15 protein-coding genes and 1 riboswitch are annotated in these 15343 nt (G+C 72.1%); of the genes, 8 read left to right on the forward strand and 7 right to left on the reverse strand.

The genetic code is table 11. The features are described from left to right. Positions 1-252 (reverse strand): sulfur carrier protein ThiS, encoded by a 252-nt coding sequence (gene thiS, locus DY218_RS26790; protein ID WP_128558704.1) that lies wholly within the window; start codon positions 250-252, stop codon positions 1-3. After that, on the reverse strand, positions 249-1481 hold the full coding sequence (thiO, locus tag DY218_RS26795) for a glycine oxidase ThiO (protein WP_128558705.1): 1233 nt from the start codon (positions 1479-1481) through the stop codon (positions 249-251). Before thiO ends, thiS begins: the two co-directional genes overlap by 4 nt. Next, a riboswitch (TPP riboswitch) is annotated at positions 1479-1591 on the reverse strand. (Overlaps the previous gene by 3 nt.) 186 nt (positions 1592-1777) lie before the next feature. On the opposite strand from thiO, the gene DY218_RS26800 reads away from it, so the two are divergent. From DY218_RS26800 to DY218_RS26820, 5 genes are all read left to right on the forward strand, one after another. Beyond that, positions 1778-3001, forward strand: a complete 1224-nt coding sequence (locus DY218_RS26800; RefSeq protein ID WP_233521918.1) for an NAD(P)/FAD-dependent oxidoreductase — start codon at positions 1778-1780, stop codon at positions 2999-3001. Positions 3002-3059: 58 nt separating this feature from the next. Then, entirely contained in the window at positions 3060-3425 is a 366-nt protein-coding gene (locus DY218_RS26805; protein WP_128558707.1) for an Rv2175c family DNA-binding protein, read from the forward strand. Positions 3426-3609: 184 nt separating this feature from the next. Then, positions 3610-4248: a thiamine phosphate synthase gene (gene thiE, locus DY218_RS26810; protein WP_233521919.1), complete on the forward strand. Its 639-nt coding sequence runs from the start codon at positions 3610-3612 to the stop codon at positions 4246-4248. Positions 4249-4420: 172 nt separating this feature from the next. Beyond that, complete coding sequence (gene metF, locus DY218_RS26815) at positions 4421-5344, forward strand: methylenetetrahydrofolate reductase [NAD(P)H] (RefSeq protein WP_128558708.1); 924 nt, start codon at positions 4421-4423, stop codon at positions 5342-5344. A 50-nt stretch (positions 5345-5394) separates the two neighbouring features. Continuing rightward, on the forward strand, positions 5395-6396 hold the full coding sequence (locus DY218_RS26820) for a hypothetical protein (RefSeq protein ID WP_128558816.1): 1002 nt from the start codon (positions 5395-5397) through the stop codon (positions 6394-6396). Between the two features lie 37 nt (positions 6397-6433). On the opposite strand, the gene DY218_RS26825 is transcribed toward DY218_RS26820, so the two are convergent. The 5 genes from DY218_RS26825 to DY218_RS26845 all read right to left on the reverse strand — a co-directional run bounded on the left by DY218_RS26825 (position 6434) and on the right by DY218_RS26845 (position 12637). Next, complete coding sequence (locus tag DY218_RS26825) at positions 6434-7939, reverse strand: phytoene desaturase family protein (protein ID WP_199566865.1); 1506 nt, start codon at positions 7937-7939, stop codon at positions 6434-6436. A gap of 38 nt (positions 7940-7977) precedes the next feature. Further along, a complete protein-coding gene (locus DY218_RS26830) occupies positions 7978-8589 on the reverse strand; it encodes a DUF4126 domain-containing protein (RefSeq protein ID WP_128558709.1) in 612 nt (203 codons plus the stop codon). Between the two features lie 397 nt (positions 8590-8986). Further along, the gene (locus DY218_RS26835; protein WP_128558710.1) at positions 8987-9601 is read right to left on the reverse strand and encodes a TetR/AcrR family transcriptional regulator; all 615 of its coding nucleotides are present in this window, start codon (positions 9599-9601) and stop codon (positions 8987-8989) included. Positions 9602-9639: 38 nt separating this feature from the next. Beyond that, positions 9640-11724, reverse strand: coding sequence for a YhgE/Pip domain-containing protein (locus DY218_RS26840; protein WP_128558711.1), 2085 nt, complete (start codon positions 11722-11724; stop codon positions 9640-9642). Beyond that, positions 11696-12637 (reverse strand): ATP-binding cassette domain-containing protein, encoded by a 942-nt coding sequence (locus tag DY218_RS26845; protein ID WP_128558712.1) that lies wholly within the window; start codon positions 12635-12637, stop codon positions 11696-11698. Before DY218_RS26845 ends, DY218_RS26840 begins: the two co-directional genes overlap by 29 nt. A gap of 200 nt (positions 12638-12837) precedes the next feature. Between DY218_RS26845 and DY218_RS26850 the strand changes: the two genes are divergently transcribed. From DY218_RS26850 to DY218_RS26860, 3 genes are all read left to right on the forward strand, one after another. Further along, positions 12838-13380, forward strand: a complete 543-nt coding sequence (locus DY218_RS26850) for an SAV_6107 family HEPN domain-containing protein (protein WP_128558713.1) — start codon at positions 12838-12840, stop codon at positions 13378-13380. 186 nt (positions 13381-13566) lie between these two features. Continuing rightward, a complete protein-coding gene (locus DY218_RS26855) occupies positions 13567-14337 on the forward strand; it encodes a methyltransferase (RefSeq protein ID WP_199566866.1) in 771 nt (256 codons plus the stop codon). Between the two features lie 286 nt (positions 14338-14623). Further along, positions 14624-15031: a DUF3040 domain-containing protein gene (locus DY218_RS26860; RefSeq protein ID WP_128558714.1), complete on the forward strand. Its 408-nt coding sequence runs from the start codon at positions 14624-14626 to the stop codon at positions 15029-15031. Positions 15032-15343 lie beyond the last annotated feature (312 nt).

Below are 15343 nucleotides of genomic sequence, written 5' to 3' on the forward strand. Positions count from 1 at the left end.
TCAGCCTCCCTGCACGGCGGTGAGGACCTCGATCCGGTCCCCGTCGGTGAGCGTGGTGCGGTCCCACTTCCCGCGCGGGACGACGGTCTCGTTGAGCGCGGCGGCGACGCCCGCCGGGGCTGCGCTCAGCGTGGCGACAAGGGCGGCGAGTGTGGTGCCTGGCTCCAGTGGGCGGGCCTCGCCGTTGACCGAGACGGTCGGGCCCGCATGGGCGGTGTCCACGGCAGGTTTTGTGTCGGCGGAAGGCTTCATACGGTCTGCTCCTCCTGCTGTTCCTGCTGTTCCTGCTGGGTGTGCCCGCTGTCGTGGTTCTGCCGGTCCCGTGCGGTGTGCGGCTCCGGCTGTACGAAGCGCGTCGGCGCGAAGGGGCGTACGGCGTCGGGCAGGTCGCCGGTCGTCAGGGCGTGCGCCATCGCGTCCCCGGTGACGGGGGTGAGCAGGACGCCGTTGCGGTAGTGGCCGGTCGCCAGGTGCAGACCGGGGAGCGCGGTCGGGCCGAGCAGCGGCGCATTGTCGGGCGATCCGGGGCGCAGGCCGGCCCGGGTCTCGGTCAGCGGCAGCTCGCTGAGTCCGGGCACGAGTTCGTGGGCGTCGCGCAGCAGCGAGTAGACGCCGCCCGCGGTGACCGTGGTGTCCCAGCCGAGCTCCTCGCTGGTGGCTCCGACCACCAGCTCGCCGCTCTCCCGCGGCACCAGGTACACCGAACTGCCGCGCACCACGGCCCGTACGGTCCGGCCGAGGAACGGCGTACGGCCCGGGGGCATCCGCAGACGGAGCACCTGGCCCTTCACCGGCCGTACCGGCGGCAGTACGTGAGCCGGGACCCCGGCGAGGCGGCCGCTCAGACTGCCCGCGGCCAGCACCACCTGCCCGGCCGACAGGGCGGTGCCGTCGTCCAGCACGGCGCCGCGGGCCCTCTCGCCGGTCACCGTGAGCCGTACCGCACGCTGCCTGTGGAAGGTCACTCCGGCCCGCTCGCAGGCCGTGACCAGTGCGGCGGCGAGCCTGCGCGGATCGATCTGGTGGTCGCCGTCGACCCGCAGACCGCCGCGTACGCCGGGCGCCAGCATCGGCTCGAGGCGCCGGCACTCGCGCCCCGAGAGCCACTGCGAGTCGAGTCCGGAACGCTGCTGCAGGAGGTGCAGTTCCCGCAGCTCGGCTCGGTCGTCCGCGTCGAGCGCGACGGCCAGGGTGCCGCAGACGCGATGGCCGAGGGCCTGGCCTGCGGCCTCGCTGAGCTCGGCGGCGAAGTCCGGATAGCGCTGTGCGGAGGCCAGGTTGAGGGCGAGCAGCGCCTGCTCGCCGTGGTGCAGTTCGGTGACGGCGGCGAGCATGCCCGCCGCGACCTGGGCTGCGCCGCCGCCCGGAGACGGATCGGCGACCGTCGTGGCGAGTCCGCGCTGTGCCGCTCGCCAGGCCGTGACCAGGCCGATGATTCCGCCCCCGATGACGAGGACGTCGGATGTGGTGCGCGCTGGCATGGGTGTCCCGCTCCTCCCTTCGCCGGCATGACCCGGATCAGGTTCGTACGGTCGGAGGCCGCGTCAGCCTCCCTCTCAGCCCGTGCGCCCGGGCTCCCGCGTATTGCTGCTGTCCGGCCAGCCTAGCTCCCGCCCGCAGGTCTCTGAAGGGCGGCGTACGCCGGTCCCGCGCGCGGGACGGCGGTTTCGGACGCGGTCGACGGCCTCCCCGCGCGCGTGCCCCCCCCCGGCCGCGGCCTCGAGAAGGCATGCCCGCCCCGTGTCCTGACGATCCGTCAGTTGATTACAGTGGCCGGGTGAGCGAGCAGACGCAGCAGGTGCGGCACGTCGTCATCGTCGGGGCGGGCATGGCGGGAGTACAGTCCGCCGTCGCCCTCAGGGAGGGCGGTTTCGCCGGGCGGGTGACCCTCATCGGTGCCGAGCCCCACCAGCCGTACGACAGGCCGCCGCTGTCCAAGGCGGTGCTCCTCGGGACGGCCGAGGGATCCGCCTTCGACGTCGACTTCGAGCAGCTCGACGTGGAGCTCCGGCTCGGTCTCTCCGTGACCGGCGTACGGCCCGCCGAGCACCGCCTGGACACCGTGGACGGGCCCGTCGCGTACGACGTGCTTGTGATCGCCACCGGCGCCGAGCCGCAGGCGCTGCCCGGCGCCGCGGGGGTCCCCGGCGTCCATCTCCTGCGCACCCTGGACGACGCGGAGCGGCTGCGTCCGGTGCTCGCCGCGCAGCACGACATCGTCGTGGTGGGGGCGGGCTGGATCGGCGCCGAGTTCGCGACCGCGGCCCGTGCGGCAGGCTGCGCCGTCACCGTGGTCGAGGCGGCGGACCGGCCGCTGGCAGGAGCCCTGCCGGCGGAGGCCACCGAACCGATGGCGGCCTGGTACGCGGAGGCCGGCGTCGAACTGCGCCTCCACGCGCGCGTGACAGGCGTCGAGCACTCCGCCGTGGCCCTCGACGACGGCACCCGGGTGCCTGCCGGCGCGGTCGTCGTCGGCATCGGCGCCGTACCCGCCACCCGCTGGCTCGAGGACTCCGGCATCGCACTCGGCCAGGACGGCGAGGTCGTCACCGACGACCGTCTGCGCACCTCCGTGCCGGACGTCTACGCGGTCGGCGACTGCGCGTCCTTCCCGTCCGCCCGCTACGGCGCCCGCCTGCTCGTCCACCACTGGGACAACGCACTCCAGGGGCCCCGTACGGTCGCCGCGGAGATCCTCGGCCGGGCCCCGCAGGCGTACGACCCCGTGCCGTACTTCTGGTCCGAGCAGTTCGGCCGCTTCGTGCAGTACGCGGGGCATCACGCGGCGGCCGACACCACCGTCCGCCGCGGCGATCCGGACGGGCCGGCCTGGTCCCTGTGCTGGCTCAGGGACGGCGCCCTGGTCGCGCTGCTCGCCGTCGGACGGCCCCGCGACCTCGCCCAGGGACGCCGTCTGATCGAGTCGGGCGCCCCGCTGGACCCTGCATTGGTCGCCGATCCCGCCGTACCCCTGAAGAAGGCCGTCCTGGCGGCGGACTGACCGCAAACGGTGGAGTGCCGGGTACCGACTGTCAGTCCCGGATGGCAGGCTTGTCCCTGTGACCGAGATTGACGCAAAGATCGATGCTCTCGTCCCCGCCTGGCTCACCCTCCCCGACATCGCCGAACGGCTCGGCGTCGAGGTGACCCGCGTCCGGCAGCTGGTCAAGGAGGGCCAGCTGATCGCCGTACGCCGTGGTGAGAACAGGGCGCTTCAGGTACCCGCCGCCTTCATCGACGGCGAAAAGATCGTCAAGGGCCTCGCCGGCCTCCTGACGCTCCTGAGGGACGACGGCTTCACCGACGAAGAGACCCTGGAGTGGCTCTTCACTCCCGACGACACCCTGCCCGGTACCCCCGCTCAGGCCCTGAGCGAGAATCGCGGCACGGAGGTGAAGCGCCGAGCACAGGCGCTCGCCGTCTAGGGGGGTGTCTGACAAATCCAGTGCGGTGCCCGCGGTGTTCGGCACGCACTGGATTTGTCAGACACCCGCAGGAACCGGCCGGACCGGTAACCGGACCGGTTGTTCCGACGCACAGCCGGTCCGCGGACGAGCCCACACCGGGCGGTCCGCGGACCGGGCCGACACGCACCTGGGGGATCGTTCCTTGTCACGCGCGCCGCTCGCCGATGCCCGGCTCTACCTCTGCACCGACGCCCGCAAGGACAAGGGTGACCTCCCGCAGTTCCTGGACGCGGCCCTGTCAGGCGGTGTGGACATCGTCCAGCTGCGCGACAAGGGCATCGAGGCGGCCGAGGAGCTGGAGCTGCTCGCCGTCTTTGCGGACGCCTGCAAGCGGCACGGCAAGCTCCTCGCGGTGAACGACCGCGCGGACATCGCCCACGCCTCCGGCGCCGATGTACTGCACCTCGGACAGGGCGACCTGCCGGTGCCCGCGGCCCGTGCCCTGATCGGCGCGGCCCCGCTGATCGGCCGCTCCACGCACAGCGAGGCGGAGGCCGCCGCGGCCGCCGTCCAGGACGGCGTGGACTACTTCTGCACGGGACCGTGCTGGCCCACCCCCACCAAGCCCGGCCGTCACGCCCCCGGCCTCGACCTCGTGCGGTACGCGGCGTCGCTCGCCACCGACCGCCCGTGGTTCGCGATCGGCGGCATCGACGCGGGGAATCTGGACCAGGTCATCGAGGCCGGCGCCCGCCGGGCCGTGGTGGTGCGCGCGATCACCGAGGCGGACGACCCGGCGGCCGCGGCGTCCGACCTGGCAGCGCGGCTGCGCGCGGCCTGAGCTCGGCCGCACGGCCCGACCCGCCGCCGTGATCCGTACGTCATGATCCGTACGTCATGATGGGTACGCGGTGATCGGCGCTCCTGTCCGAGGAGTGGACAAGAAACCGTCAATGCGGACATTTGTCCTTTGCGTGGTTGGGGTGGCCCGAGAGCCTGGCTAACCTGCCCGTATGGCCCTAGGCAATGCTTCCACCAGGACGGACCGCGCCCTGACGGTGCGTGACCTGCTCGCGACCGGCAAGACCTCGTACTCGTTCGAATTCTGGGCACCGAAAACGCCCAAGGGCGAACGGAACCTGTGGAACGCGCTGCGCAGGGTGGAGGCGGTGCAGCCCAGCTTCGTGTCCGTGACCTACGGCGCGGGCGGATCGACCCGCGCGGGCACCGTCAAGGCGACCCAGCAGATCGCCGCCGACACCACGCTGACACCGGTCGCCCATCTCACCGCGGTCGATCACTCCATCGCGGAGCTGCGCAACATCATCGGCCAGTACGCGGACGCCGGAATCCGGAACATGCTGGCGGTACGCGGCGACCCGCCCGGCGACCCGATGGGGGACTGGGTCCCGCATCCCCAGGGCCTGACCTACGCGGCGGAACTGGTGCAGCTGATCAAGGAGTCCGGGGACTTCTGCGTCGGCGTCGCCGCCTTCCCGGAGATGCACCCGCGCTCGGCCGACTGGGACACCGACGTCCGGTACTTCGTGGACAAGTGCCGGGCGGGCGCCGACTACGCCATCACACAGATGTTCTTCGACGCCGAGGCCTATCTGCGGCTGCGTGACCGGCTGTCCGCGGCCGGCTGCGACACCCCGGTGATTCCCGAGGTCATGCCCGTCACCAGCGTCCGTCAGCTCGAACGCTTCGCCGAACTGAGCAACGCGGCCTTCCCCGCGGACGTGAAAGAGCGGATCCTCACAGCCAAAGACGACGCGGCGGCTGTACGCTCCATTGGCATCGAGTTCGCTACGGAGTTCTGCGCGAAGCTGCTGGACGAGGGAGTCCCCGGACTGCACTTCATCACGCTGAACAACTCCACGGCGACGTTGGAGATCTACGAGAATCTGGGCCTGCACCACCCGACGCAGGTCTGATCGGACGTAGCCCTGCCGGACGAGGTGCGGCGGTGCTGGAGGGGGCGTACATGGGCTGGACGGTCCTCTACATCGCATTCGGCGTGGTCGCGCTGTGGCTGCTCGGCGAAGTGCTGCTGCAGTACAAGGCACGTCTGCGGTGGCGGCTGCTCGCCTTCGTCGGCTTCGTCGGGGTGGTCCTGGGCGTGCTCATGCCGTCCGTCCCGGTGATCGGCGCCGGCGCGATCACCTTCGCCATCGGACAGACCTTCGTCACACTCTCCTTCCGGCGCGGTTTCTCGACCGGCTGGGCGCTCGGCGGCAGCCCCGGCGAGAGCCGCCGCCGCAGGACCGAGTCCCGGGCCGCGGCCCAGGAGCCCACCCTGGAGGTCTCCGACCTCGAGTACACGGACGCCCACCAGTACGCGGGCACGCCGCCCGACGGCACGCCCGCGTACGGCGCCGGGCCCGACGGCACACCGGAGTACGCCACCGCCGGCTACGACTCCGGCGACTACGGCACGGACGGCTACGGCACCGGGCAGTACGGCACGTCCGACTACGGCACGCCGGACTACGGCACCCCGCCGCAGGGGACTCCCGCGCAGGGCACCCCCACCCCCGTGTACGCCACGGAGCCCATGCCCGACGACACCGGCCAGTACGGCGTCTACAGCGACTCCGCCTTCCCCCCGCCGCCCGCCGCAGCCCCGGCCGCTGCCGGGTACGGCTACGACGAGCTGTCGGGCTACGGCCAGGGCAGTTACGGCTATGAGCCCACCGGCCGGCAGAGCTATGCCGCCTATTCCGACCCGTACATCGGAACCGGGACCTACGGCGGAGCGCCGGCGGCCGACGGCGGCTATGACACCTACGGCGGTCAGCAGGGCTACCAGGACCCGTACGCCACGGGCGGCTACCCGGGCGAGACGCCGCCCGGCGGTGTCTGGGTGCCGCAGCAGCGCTCCGGCGACGAGGCCTACGGCGGCGAACTGCCGCCCGAGCAGCCGTACCCGTACCAGAACGACGGCTACGGCAGCGGCTACAACCAGCAGCAGCCCTACAGCTACTGACCCCCGGGCCGCCCGCATCCGGCCCGCGCCGGGCGACTCACTGCGATCCGCGGAACTCCGGCCCCTCGACGAGGAGTCCGGCCACCAGAGCACCCGACATGCCCGCGTGCGGAAGCCCGCCGCCGGGATGCGCCCAGCCGCCGACCAGATGAAGGCCCGGCATCCGCGTGCCGTTCGCCGGATGCAGGAAGCGGCCGTCCGCCGCGGGGAGCGCCGGTGCAGGGACCGCGCCGTGGTGCGCGCCCGTCGCCGCCGCGACATCCGCAGGCGTGCGGACCTCGTGCCACAGCAGCCTCTCGCGCAGATCCGGAACAGCGGACTCGGCGGCCTCGATCAGCCGCTCCGCCTCGGCCGCCGCGGCGCTGGGCCCCTGGCCGGACGGCCACGGGGCGGCAGCGGTCACGACGACGGACTCATGCTCGCCGTCCGGCCTCAGCGCCGGGTCGTCCGGGCGCAGCACGGTCACCGTGGGACGGGCGACGTCCACCGAGCCGCGCCCGGCCGGCCGGTCCGAATCGGCGCGGCGGTCCGGTGCGTGCACCACCGTGCGGTGCACCGTGTGACGGCCGGGGGCGCCGCGGAGCGCCAGGAACACCGTGCAACGGCTCGGCGGGGTCCTCGACGGGTCCGGGCGCACGTCCTCGGTGCGCTGCAGCGGACGGTCCGTGAGCGTGCGCAGACGGGCCGGGTCGACGCCCGCCACCACCTCGTCGGCGTCGACGACCGTGCCGTCCGCCAGCTCGAGCCCCGCGGCACGGCCGTCCTTCTCGACGACGGCGACGGCCTCCGCGCCGAAGTGGAACTCCACCCGGCGGGCCAGACACCTTTCGTACACCGCCCGGGCCAGCTCGCGCATGCCGCCCTTCACGTACCAGGTGCCGAACGCCTGCTCCAGGTAGGGCAGTACGGCCGCGGCGGCCGGCGTGCTGCGCGGATCGAGGCCATGGGCGAGCAGGGCGCTCTCCACCAGGGCGACGAGGCGGGGATCGGCCAGCTCGCGGCCGGCCGCCTCGGCGAAGGTGGGCGGCCGCCGCCTGAACAGACCGCTTCCGCGCAGCGCCGGATACGGGTCACGCTCCGCAAGCACCTGCCAGTTGGGCCACAGGGGCTCCTCGAGGAGCGGTCTGCGGGTGCGGTCCCAGGCGTCCCGCGCGCGGTTCATGAAGGCGTCCCAGCGGTCCGCCGCCGCATCGCCGAGCGACGCGCGGAGTGCCTCGACGACGCCTGCGCGGGAGGCGTTCGGCAGATCGGCCGTGGTGCCGTCCGCGAACACGTGCCGGGCGGCCGGGTCGATCTCGACGAGCTCGACGCAGTCCTCGAGCGGCTGCTTGCCCGTCTTGAGGAACAGGTCCCGGTAGACCGCGGGCAGCGGCAGCAGTCCCGGTCCCGTGTCGAAGCGGAAGCCGTCCCGCTCGAGGACGCCGAGCGCACCGCCGTACGTCTCCGTGCGCTCGTACACCGCCACCCGGTGGCCCGCGACGGCCAGCCGGGCGGCAGCCGCCATCGCGCCCATCCCGGCGCCGATCACCGCAATCCGTGCCATGCCAGGGACCTTATCGGCCGCCACCGACAGCCGGTGCCTCAGTCCGGTGGCTGCAGGTGCTCGGCCAGCCGTTTCTCCTCGCGGCGCTGCGCCCGGCGGCGCAGGAAGCGGCGGATCCGGTGCGCGAGGAAGATCAGTATCGCCAGTCCGAGCAGCAGCAGTACGGCCGCGATCACCGCCGCGGCCATCGGGTGGAAGATCGCGAACGTGACGAGACCAGCGACCCCGAGGTCCTCCGCGATGCTCATCAGGACGTTGCTGAACGGCTCGGGCGAGGAGTTGATCGCCATCCGGGTGCCGGCCTTCACCAGATGGCTCACCAGGGCGGTGGAGCCGCCGACGGCACCCGCGGCGATGTCGCTCAGGGAACCGCTCTGGCCGGTGAGCAGGGCGCCGATCACGGCACCGGACAGCGGCCGGATCACCGTGTGCACGGTGTCCCACACGGAGTCCACCAGCGGAATCTTGTCCGCGACGGCCTCGCACAGGAACAGCACGCCGGCCACCACCAGGACGTCCGTGCGCTGCAGGGACTCGGGCACTTCGTCGGTCAGGCCGGTCGCGCCGAATATGCCGAGCAGCAGGACCACGGCGTAGGCGTTGATCCCGCTCGCCCAGCCGCTGGTGAACACCAAGGGGAGTACGGACACGGGGGTGATCGTAACCAGTGGTCCCGGACGGGGGCTGGGGTTGCGCACACAGGCTTGAGTACTCGTACCTAGGTGCCCAGTTGAGTAGGTGAGCGGATGGGCTCCGACCTGCGAGGACGGAAGAGTGAGGGCACGGCAGGGGGTGCTGCGCCGGAACCGCCGACACGGGGCGGCGGAACGGTCGTGGCACCCCGGCCGCAACGGGGTGCTCCCGCTGACCACGGGGACGACACGGGGGATGCGCTGGTCCGGTGCGGCTCGAGGGGGATCGAGTCACGCCGGACCAGCGCGCTTTTTCGTGCTCCACGCGCGCGTGAAGCCTGCCTCTACGCGCGTGAAGCCTGTGCGTCCGTGGCGTACGCGCGCGTGGACGACGAAAACCTCCGCAACCGCCCTGCTACGGGCGGGTGCCGGCGACCCGCCCCTGGACCAGCCGGGACAGCGCCTTGTGGACGTCGTCGATGGTCCGCTCGGGCTGGAACGCCTGCCAGTCGAGCGCGGCCACCAGGACCATCCCCACGAGGGCTGCCGCGGTCAGCGGGATGTCCAGCTCCGAGCTCAGCTCGCCCGCCGCCACTCCCTCGCGCAGCACTCCTTCGACCACGGCGACCGCCTGCTGCCTGACGACCAGGAGCGTCGACTGCCAGGCACGGTTGGTGCGCCACAGCTCGGCGACGTACAGCTGTGTGAAGGCCGGATAGGTGTCGATGAAGCCGAGTCCCGCGCGGATCATGGCGTCCAGGGCATCGACGTTGCTTCCGCCGCGCTCGGCCGTTTCGTCCGCGGCGCGCTGCAGCGACTGCGTGAGCAGTCCGACTCCGTACCGGAGCAGCTCCTCGAAGAGCTCCGCCTTGCTGGCGAAGTTGTAGTAGACCGTGCCCTTCGCGACCCCGGCGCGCTCGGCGATCTCGTCGACCGTCGTCGCGGAGAAGCCCTGTTCCGCGATGAGGGTCACCGCCGCCTCGTAGAGCTTCGCGCGGGTGGCTTGCCGCCGTGTGCTGCTGCTGTCCATGGGCCCGATTCTCACAGGTCGGCCGGACTCGATCGTGCTCACAGCGACAGCTCCGGGTGCAGTCGGTCCAGCGTCCACACCTGCTTGCGCCGGGCCGACCACGCGGTGAGGGCGAGTGCGGCGAGCGTGAACACCGCGAGGACCGCGGTGGCCTGCCACACGGGTCCGAGTCCGCCGCCCGTGATCAGCCGGCGCAGTGCCTCGACCACGTACGTCATCGGCAGGAACGGATGCAGCGCGGAGAAGAAGTCCGGGCTCGTCTGCACCGGGTAGGTGCCGCCCGCCGACGTCAACTGCAGCATCAGAGCGGCGAGTACGAGGATCCGCCCGGCCGCCCCGAAGCGTGCGTTGAGCCACTGCACGATCGCCGCGAAACAGCCCGTGACGAGCAGCAGGAAGCCCACCGTGCCGGCCGCACGCACCATCTGGAGGCCGAGTGCCCAGTGCAGTACGGACATCAGGGCGAGGGTCTGCAGCACGCCGAGAGCCGCCACCGGCAGCCATCCGGCGAGGGTGATCCGCCAGGCCGAGGCACCGGTCGCGAGAGCACGCCGGTTCAGCGGCTGGATGATCATGTAGGCGACCATGGCGCCCACCCACAGTGACAGCGGGATGAAGTACGGCGCGAACCCGGTGCCGTAATTGGGCGCCGAATGCAGCGACTTCGAGGCCAGCTGCACCGGATCGGCCATCACCTCGGTACGGGCGTCCCGGTCCTTCTTGTCGTAGTCCGGGATCTTCTCGACGCCGTCGTGCAGGCCGCCCGCGAGCTCGCCGGAACCGTCCACGAGACGGAACATCCCGCCGTCCAGGTCCTTCGCACCGGACTTCAGGCGGCCCACGCCGTTGTCGAGGTCCTTGGAGCCGCTCTTGGCGTCTCCCAGGCCGGTGTGCAGCCGTCCGGCGCCCTTGGCGACGTCCTTGGCGCCGCGGTTCAGGGCATTGATCTTGGACACCGCGTCGTCGAGGTCCTCGGTGAGGTCCGGGGCGTGGTCGGCAAGGGCGTTCGCCTGCTTCTGGAGCTTCTTGAGGTGGCCGTCCAGCGTGCTGAGATCGCCGCCGTACCCCTGGACCACGTCGTTCACATCGTCGGCGACCGTGGACACCTCTGCCGCCGCCTCCTTGGCCTTCTTCAGCTGCGGGCAGCCGGGGTCGGGCAGCGGGGCGTCCACGCAGCGGGCGCGGTGGATCCCGTCCAGGGCCTTGGAGGCCTCTCGCGCCTTCTCCGCCGCGTCGGGGGAGCGTTCCACCAGCGTGCCCAGGTGGCCACGGACGACGCCCGCGGAGTCGGCGACCAGCCGGGCGCTGTCCGCGATCGTGCCGCTGTTCTTCTCCAGGAAGGGCCGTACCTGGTCCGCCACGCCGTTGACCCGGTCGGCAAGTGCCTGGGTGCCCTCCGCGACCTGGCCCGAACCCGACTCGAGGCGTCCCGCGCCCTTGTTCAACTCCTTGAGCCCGCCGGCCAGTTTGCCGCTGCCCTGCTTGGCGTCCTTGAGGCCGTCGGCGAGCTTCTTGGAGCCGCGCTTGGCCTCACCCGCGCCGTCCTTCAGCTTGTCGGCGCCCTTGGCGGCCTCCTCGGTCCTGCCGTGGATGTCCGAGAAAGAGATGAAGATCTTGTCCAGGAACGACCGCGCCGACTTGCTCGAAGCGGCGGACCGCACCTCGGAGAACACCGTCCGGGAGATCTGCCCGACGATGTAGTTGTTGGCGTCGTTCGTGCTCACCCGCAGGGCGCCCGACTGCGGGCTCTCGGACGAACTCGACGCGATACGGCGGCTGAAGTCCTCCGGCATGGTCAGCGACAGGTAGTACGTCCCGTCCTCGACGCCCTCGCGGGCCTCCGCGGCGTCCACCTCGTGCCACTGGAAGGTGTCGCTGTCCCGCAGCGCCTCGGTGATCGAGTCGCCGGCCTCGACCTGCTCACCGTCCACGCGCGCGCCCTTGTCGTCGTTGACGAGCGCGACGGGTATCCGGTCGAGACGGCCGTACGGATCCCAGAACGACCAGAGATAGAGCGCCCCGTAGAGCAGTGGCAGCAGCATGATCGCGACGAGGGCGGCCCTCGGGAGGCGGCCCCTGCCGAACCGCTTCAGCTCAAGCGCGGCCAGTCTCGGCGATCGCATCGGCCGTACCCTCCTCGGTCCTGGTGCCCTCGGCCGTCGTGTCGCCGGCCGCTGTTGCCTCGGTGTCGGTGTCGGTGTTCGTGGTGGTGGCTGTGTCGGCCCCGGCAGCTGCGTCCGGGTCCGTGGCCGGGCTCGCGTCCGCATCCGGGCTCGCGCCCGTGTCCGCGTCCGCTGCGGGTGTGGTGTCCACCAGGACCGCGTCCGCCGGGGCCTCGCTGCACACGGCGAGCACCGTGGTCCCGTCCGCGGCGATGGACCTGAGGAGCTCCCAGGCCTCCGCCCGCTCGGCGTCCGACAGCTTGAGGTCCAGGTCGTCCACACCGATCAGCCGTGGCCCGCCGATCAGCGCGAGCGCGAGGGACAGCCGCAGCACCTCCAGGCGCTCCAGATCCCGTACGGCCGTCCGCGGTCCCTTGGGGAGTGTGTCCAGGTCGAGTCCCACGCTCTGCAGAGCCGCCTCCTCGCGCGCGTGGACCGCCGCGGACCGGCGTGCGCGCGAGGCGAAGAGCTCGCGTACGGATCCGCCGAACCGGCGCTGCAGCAGGGCGCGTTCACGCAGCTGTTCGCGGACCGTCAGGGCCGGTTCGAGATCGGTGACCCCGGGGACCGGGCCGAGCCCGCTGAACCTGCGGACGGCCGCCATCTGCCGCGGAAGCGCAAGCCGCCCGACCGCGGCCGAGCCCTCGCTCGGGCGCATCCGCCCGGTCAGCGCAAGCAGCAGGCTGGTCCGCCCGGATCCGGACGGCCCTTGGAGGGCGATCAGCGCTCCCGGCTCCGCATCGATCGAGATCCCACGGAACGCCCACCCCCGCGGTCCTTCGAGCCCGAAACCGTCGGCCTTCACACAAGCTCCCGCGACGCGAGTCTCCGCCTGCGCGGCAGAGGTCTTGGCCCCCACGCAGCCCCTCCCCATTTTTGAACTGACTGGTCAGTTCAAAGACTAGCGGTTCGCTGCGACCGACCTCCGACCGACCCCGCCTTGCCCTGCCGCCCGCACCCGTAGTCGAACCCTTGATCGGGTGAAAAGTGCAGGTCAGGGTCGATTGTCAGTGGCGTACTTCACTATGAGGGCATACGGCCACGATGCCGTCACACGACGACAGGAGGTTCGTCATGGCCAGTTCGTCCGCAGCCGCCGCCCGCCGGCGTCGCGCCACCGGCCCTGCACCCTCACTGACAGGCGCGGCGAGCGACGTCCACCCCGTCCTGCGGCGCGCCTCCGCGCCGCCCGCCGCTCTCGACCTGCTCGCCCAGGCGCGCACCGGTCTCGACGAGGCAGCCGCCTTCGAGACGTCCAACGAGCGCTATGCCGCCGCCCACCTCGCCGCCCTGCGCACGGCCGCGGCGGTGCTCGCCGCCCGCGGCCGCCCCGAGCCGGCTCCCCGACGCCGGGCACGGATCCGGAGCGCCTGGGAAGTGCTCCCGGAGATAGCGCCCGAACTGACCGAGTGGAGCGCCCTGTTCGCCTCCGGCGCCCGCCGCAGGGCGCGCGCCGAGGCAGGCATACGCGGCGCCGCCAGCACCCGGGACGCCGACGATCTGCTGCGAGACGTCGCGATGTTCCTTCGCCTCGTGGAGCGGATGCTCGTACTGCAGCCGGTGCTGCCGCAGCCCCGCCCGCCGGAGCAGCCGCCCGGGCGTCCGGACGCGGGATGAGGCCGCGCACGCCCGCGTGCCGACCCGGCCGGGCGCTTGCCGGAAACGGGCAGGTGACGGATGGCGGAGGCGTCCCCCGAAGGCAATAGGGTGGTGGGGCGCCAGCCTTCCCGCCTCGTGGTGGAGCGGGAAGCCACCTATCGCTCCGCCGGCAAGAGGCGGTGCCCCGCCGAGGAGTCAACTGCCGTGTCGGACCCGATGCGCCCCCGCGCTTCTCTCCGTACCGCCGTCGTCTGGGACGTTCTCGAGGACGCCCTCGACCGCCAGGTCAAGGCCGTCGGCCGGGAGTCGCTCGACGTACTGGACACCGGGGGCGGCAGCGGCAACTTCGCGGTGCCGGTGGCCCGTCTGGGACACCGCGTCACCGTGGTCGACCCGAGCCCCAATGCCCTCTTCGCTCTGGAGCGGCGGGCCGCGGAGGCCGGCGTGGCCGAGCGCGTACGGGGCGTCCAGGGCGACGCCCACGGCCTGTTCGACGTGGTGGGCCGCGGCGAGTACGACGCGGTCCTGTGTCACGGAGTCCTCGAGTACGTGGACGATCCGGCCGAGGGGCTGCGCAATCTCGTCGGTGCCCTCCGCGAGACCGGCACGCTCAGCCTGCTCGCCGCCGGCCTCGGCGGTGCCGTCGTGGCCCGTGCCCTCGCCGGGCACTTCACCGAGGCCCGGCACGCCCTGACGGACCCGTCCGGACGGTGGGGTGACGGCGACCCGGTGCCCCGGCGCTTCGGCGTCGAGCAGCTCACCGGATATGTCGAGGACTGCGGCATGCGCATCGGTGCCGTGCACGGGGTGCGGGTCTTCGCCGACCTGGTGCCGGGCGTCCTGGTGGACACCGAGCCCGGTGCGCTCGACGCCCTCCTGCAACTGGAGGCGGCGGCGGCCGAACTGCCGGCCTTCCACGCGGTCGCGACCCAGCTGCATGTGCTCGGCCAGAAGTCCGCCGAGCAGCCCGGCTGACCGTCCGCCCGTGGTCACTCCCCGGATTCGGCCCTGATCAGCAATGCAGCGGCAGATGGAGTAGGCCACAGGGCCCCCGATCGGGGCTCGGGCACCGTATGATCGAGGGAGACCGTCCGGCATGACGGACCGGCCGCCGGGGAATCAACGCCTCGGTACGCCGGCCCAGCATGACGGTCCGGAATGGCGAATTGGCGTAGAGGGGCGGGTTTCACGGGGGCGATTCCCTGCCTATCCTGAAGGGGACCCCCGGTCGCCCCGGCGACTGCACGATGAGGAGGACTCCGTGCCGCTCTCGGAGCAAGAGCAGCGAATGCTCGAGCAAATGGAGCGAGCGCTGTACGCCGAAGATCCCAAGTTCGCGACAGCGCTTGAGGGAAGCAAGCTGCGCACGTACACCCGCAAGCGGGTCTACCAAGCGATCGCGGGCTTCCTGGTGGGTATCGCGCTCCTCATGGCCGGAATGGTCGCACAGCAGATCTGGATCAGTGTGGTGGGTTTCCTCGTCATGCTGGGCTGCGCCGTGCTCGCCGTCACCGGTTGGCGCAAGGCACCCAAGCCCGGTGAGCAGCCCGCAGCGGGCGCCGCACCGGGAGACGCACAAGGCGGTCGCCGCCAGGCCAAGCAGCGCCGGTCGGTGATGAACAGGATCGAGCAGCGCTGGCAGCGTCGCCGCGACGAGGGCGGCCGCTGAGACAGTCCAGGCGGACTGCTCACGCCCTTCGGACGGCCCGCAGCACTGCTGCGTGAGGCCGAAGGGCGGTCGATCGCGGCCGCGGAGCGATCCTCCCCACCCAGCACGGATCCGGTGCGGATGACGCGGATCCGGGCCAGTCGAAGCCGGGCAGCAGATGAAGCCGGGCAGCCGAAGAGAGTACGAGTCAGGGGTACGCGCAGACGGCGCGTGCCCCTTGAGCATGTCTGCTCGCTGTGTCGGGCGCAGTCGTCCGGCCGGGACGCGACCGCGAAACCCGTTCGGCCCAATGCCCACGTACCGAATCGCCCG

Source organism: Streptomyces triticagri (genome assembly GCF_003429565.1).
In the GTDB taxonomy this organism is placed as follows: Bacteria; Actinomycetota; Actinomycetes; order Streptomycetales; family Streptomycetaceae; genus Streptomyces; species Streptomyces triticagri.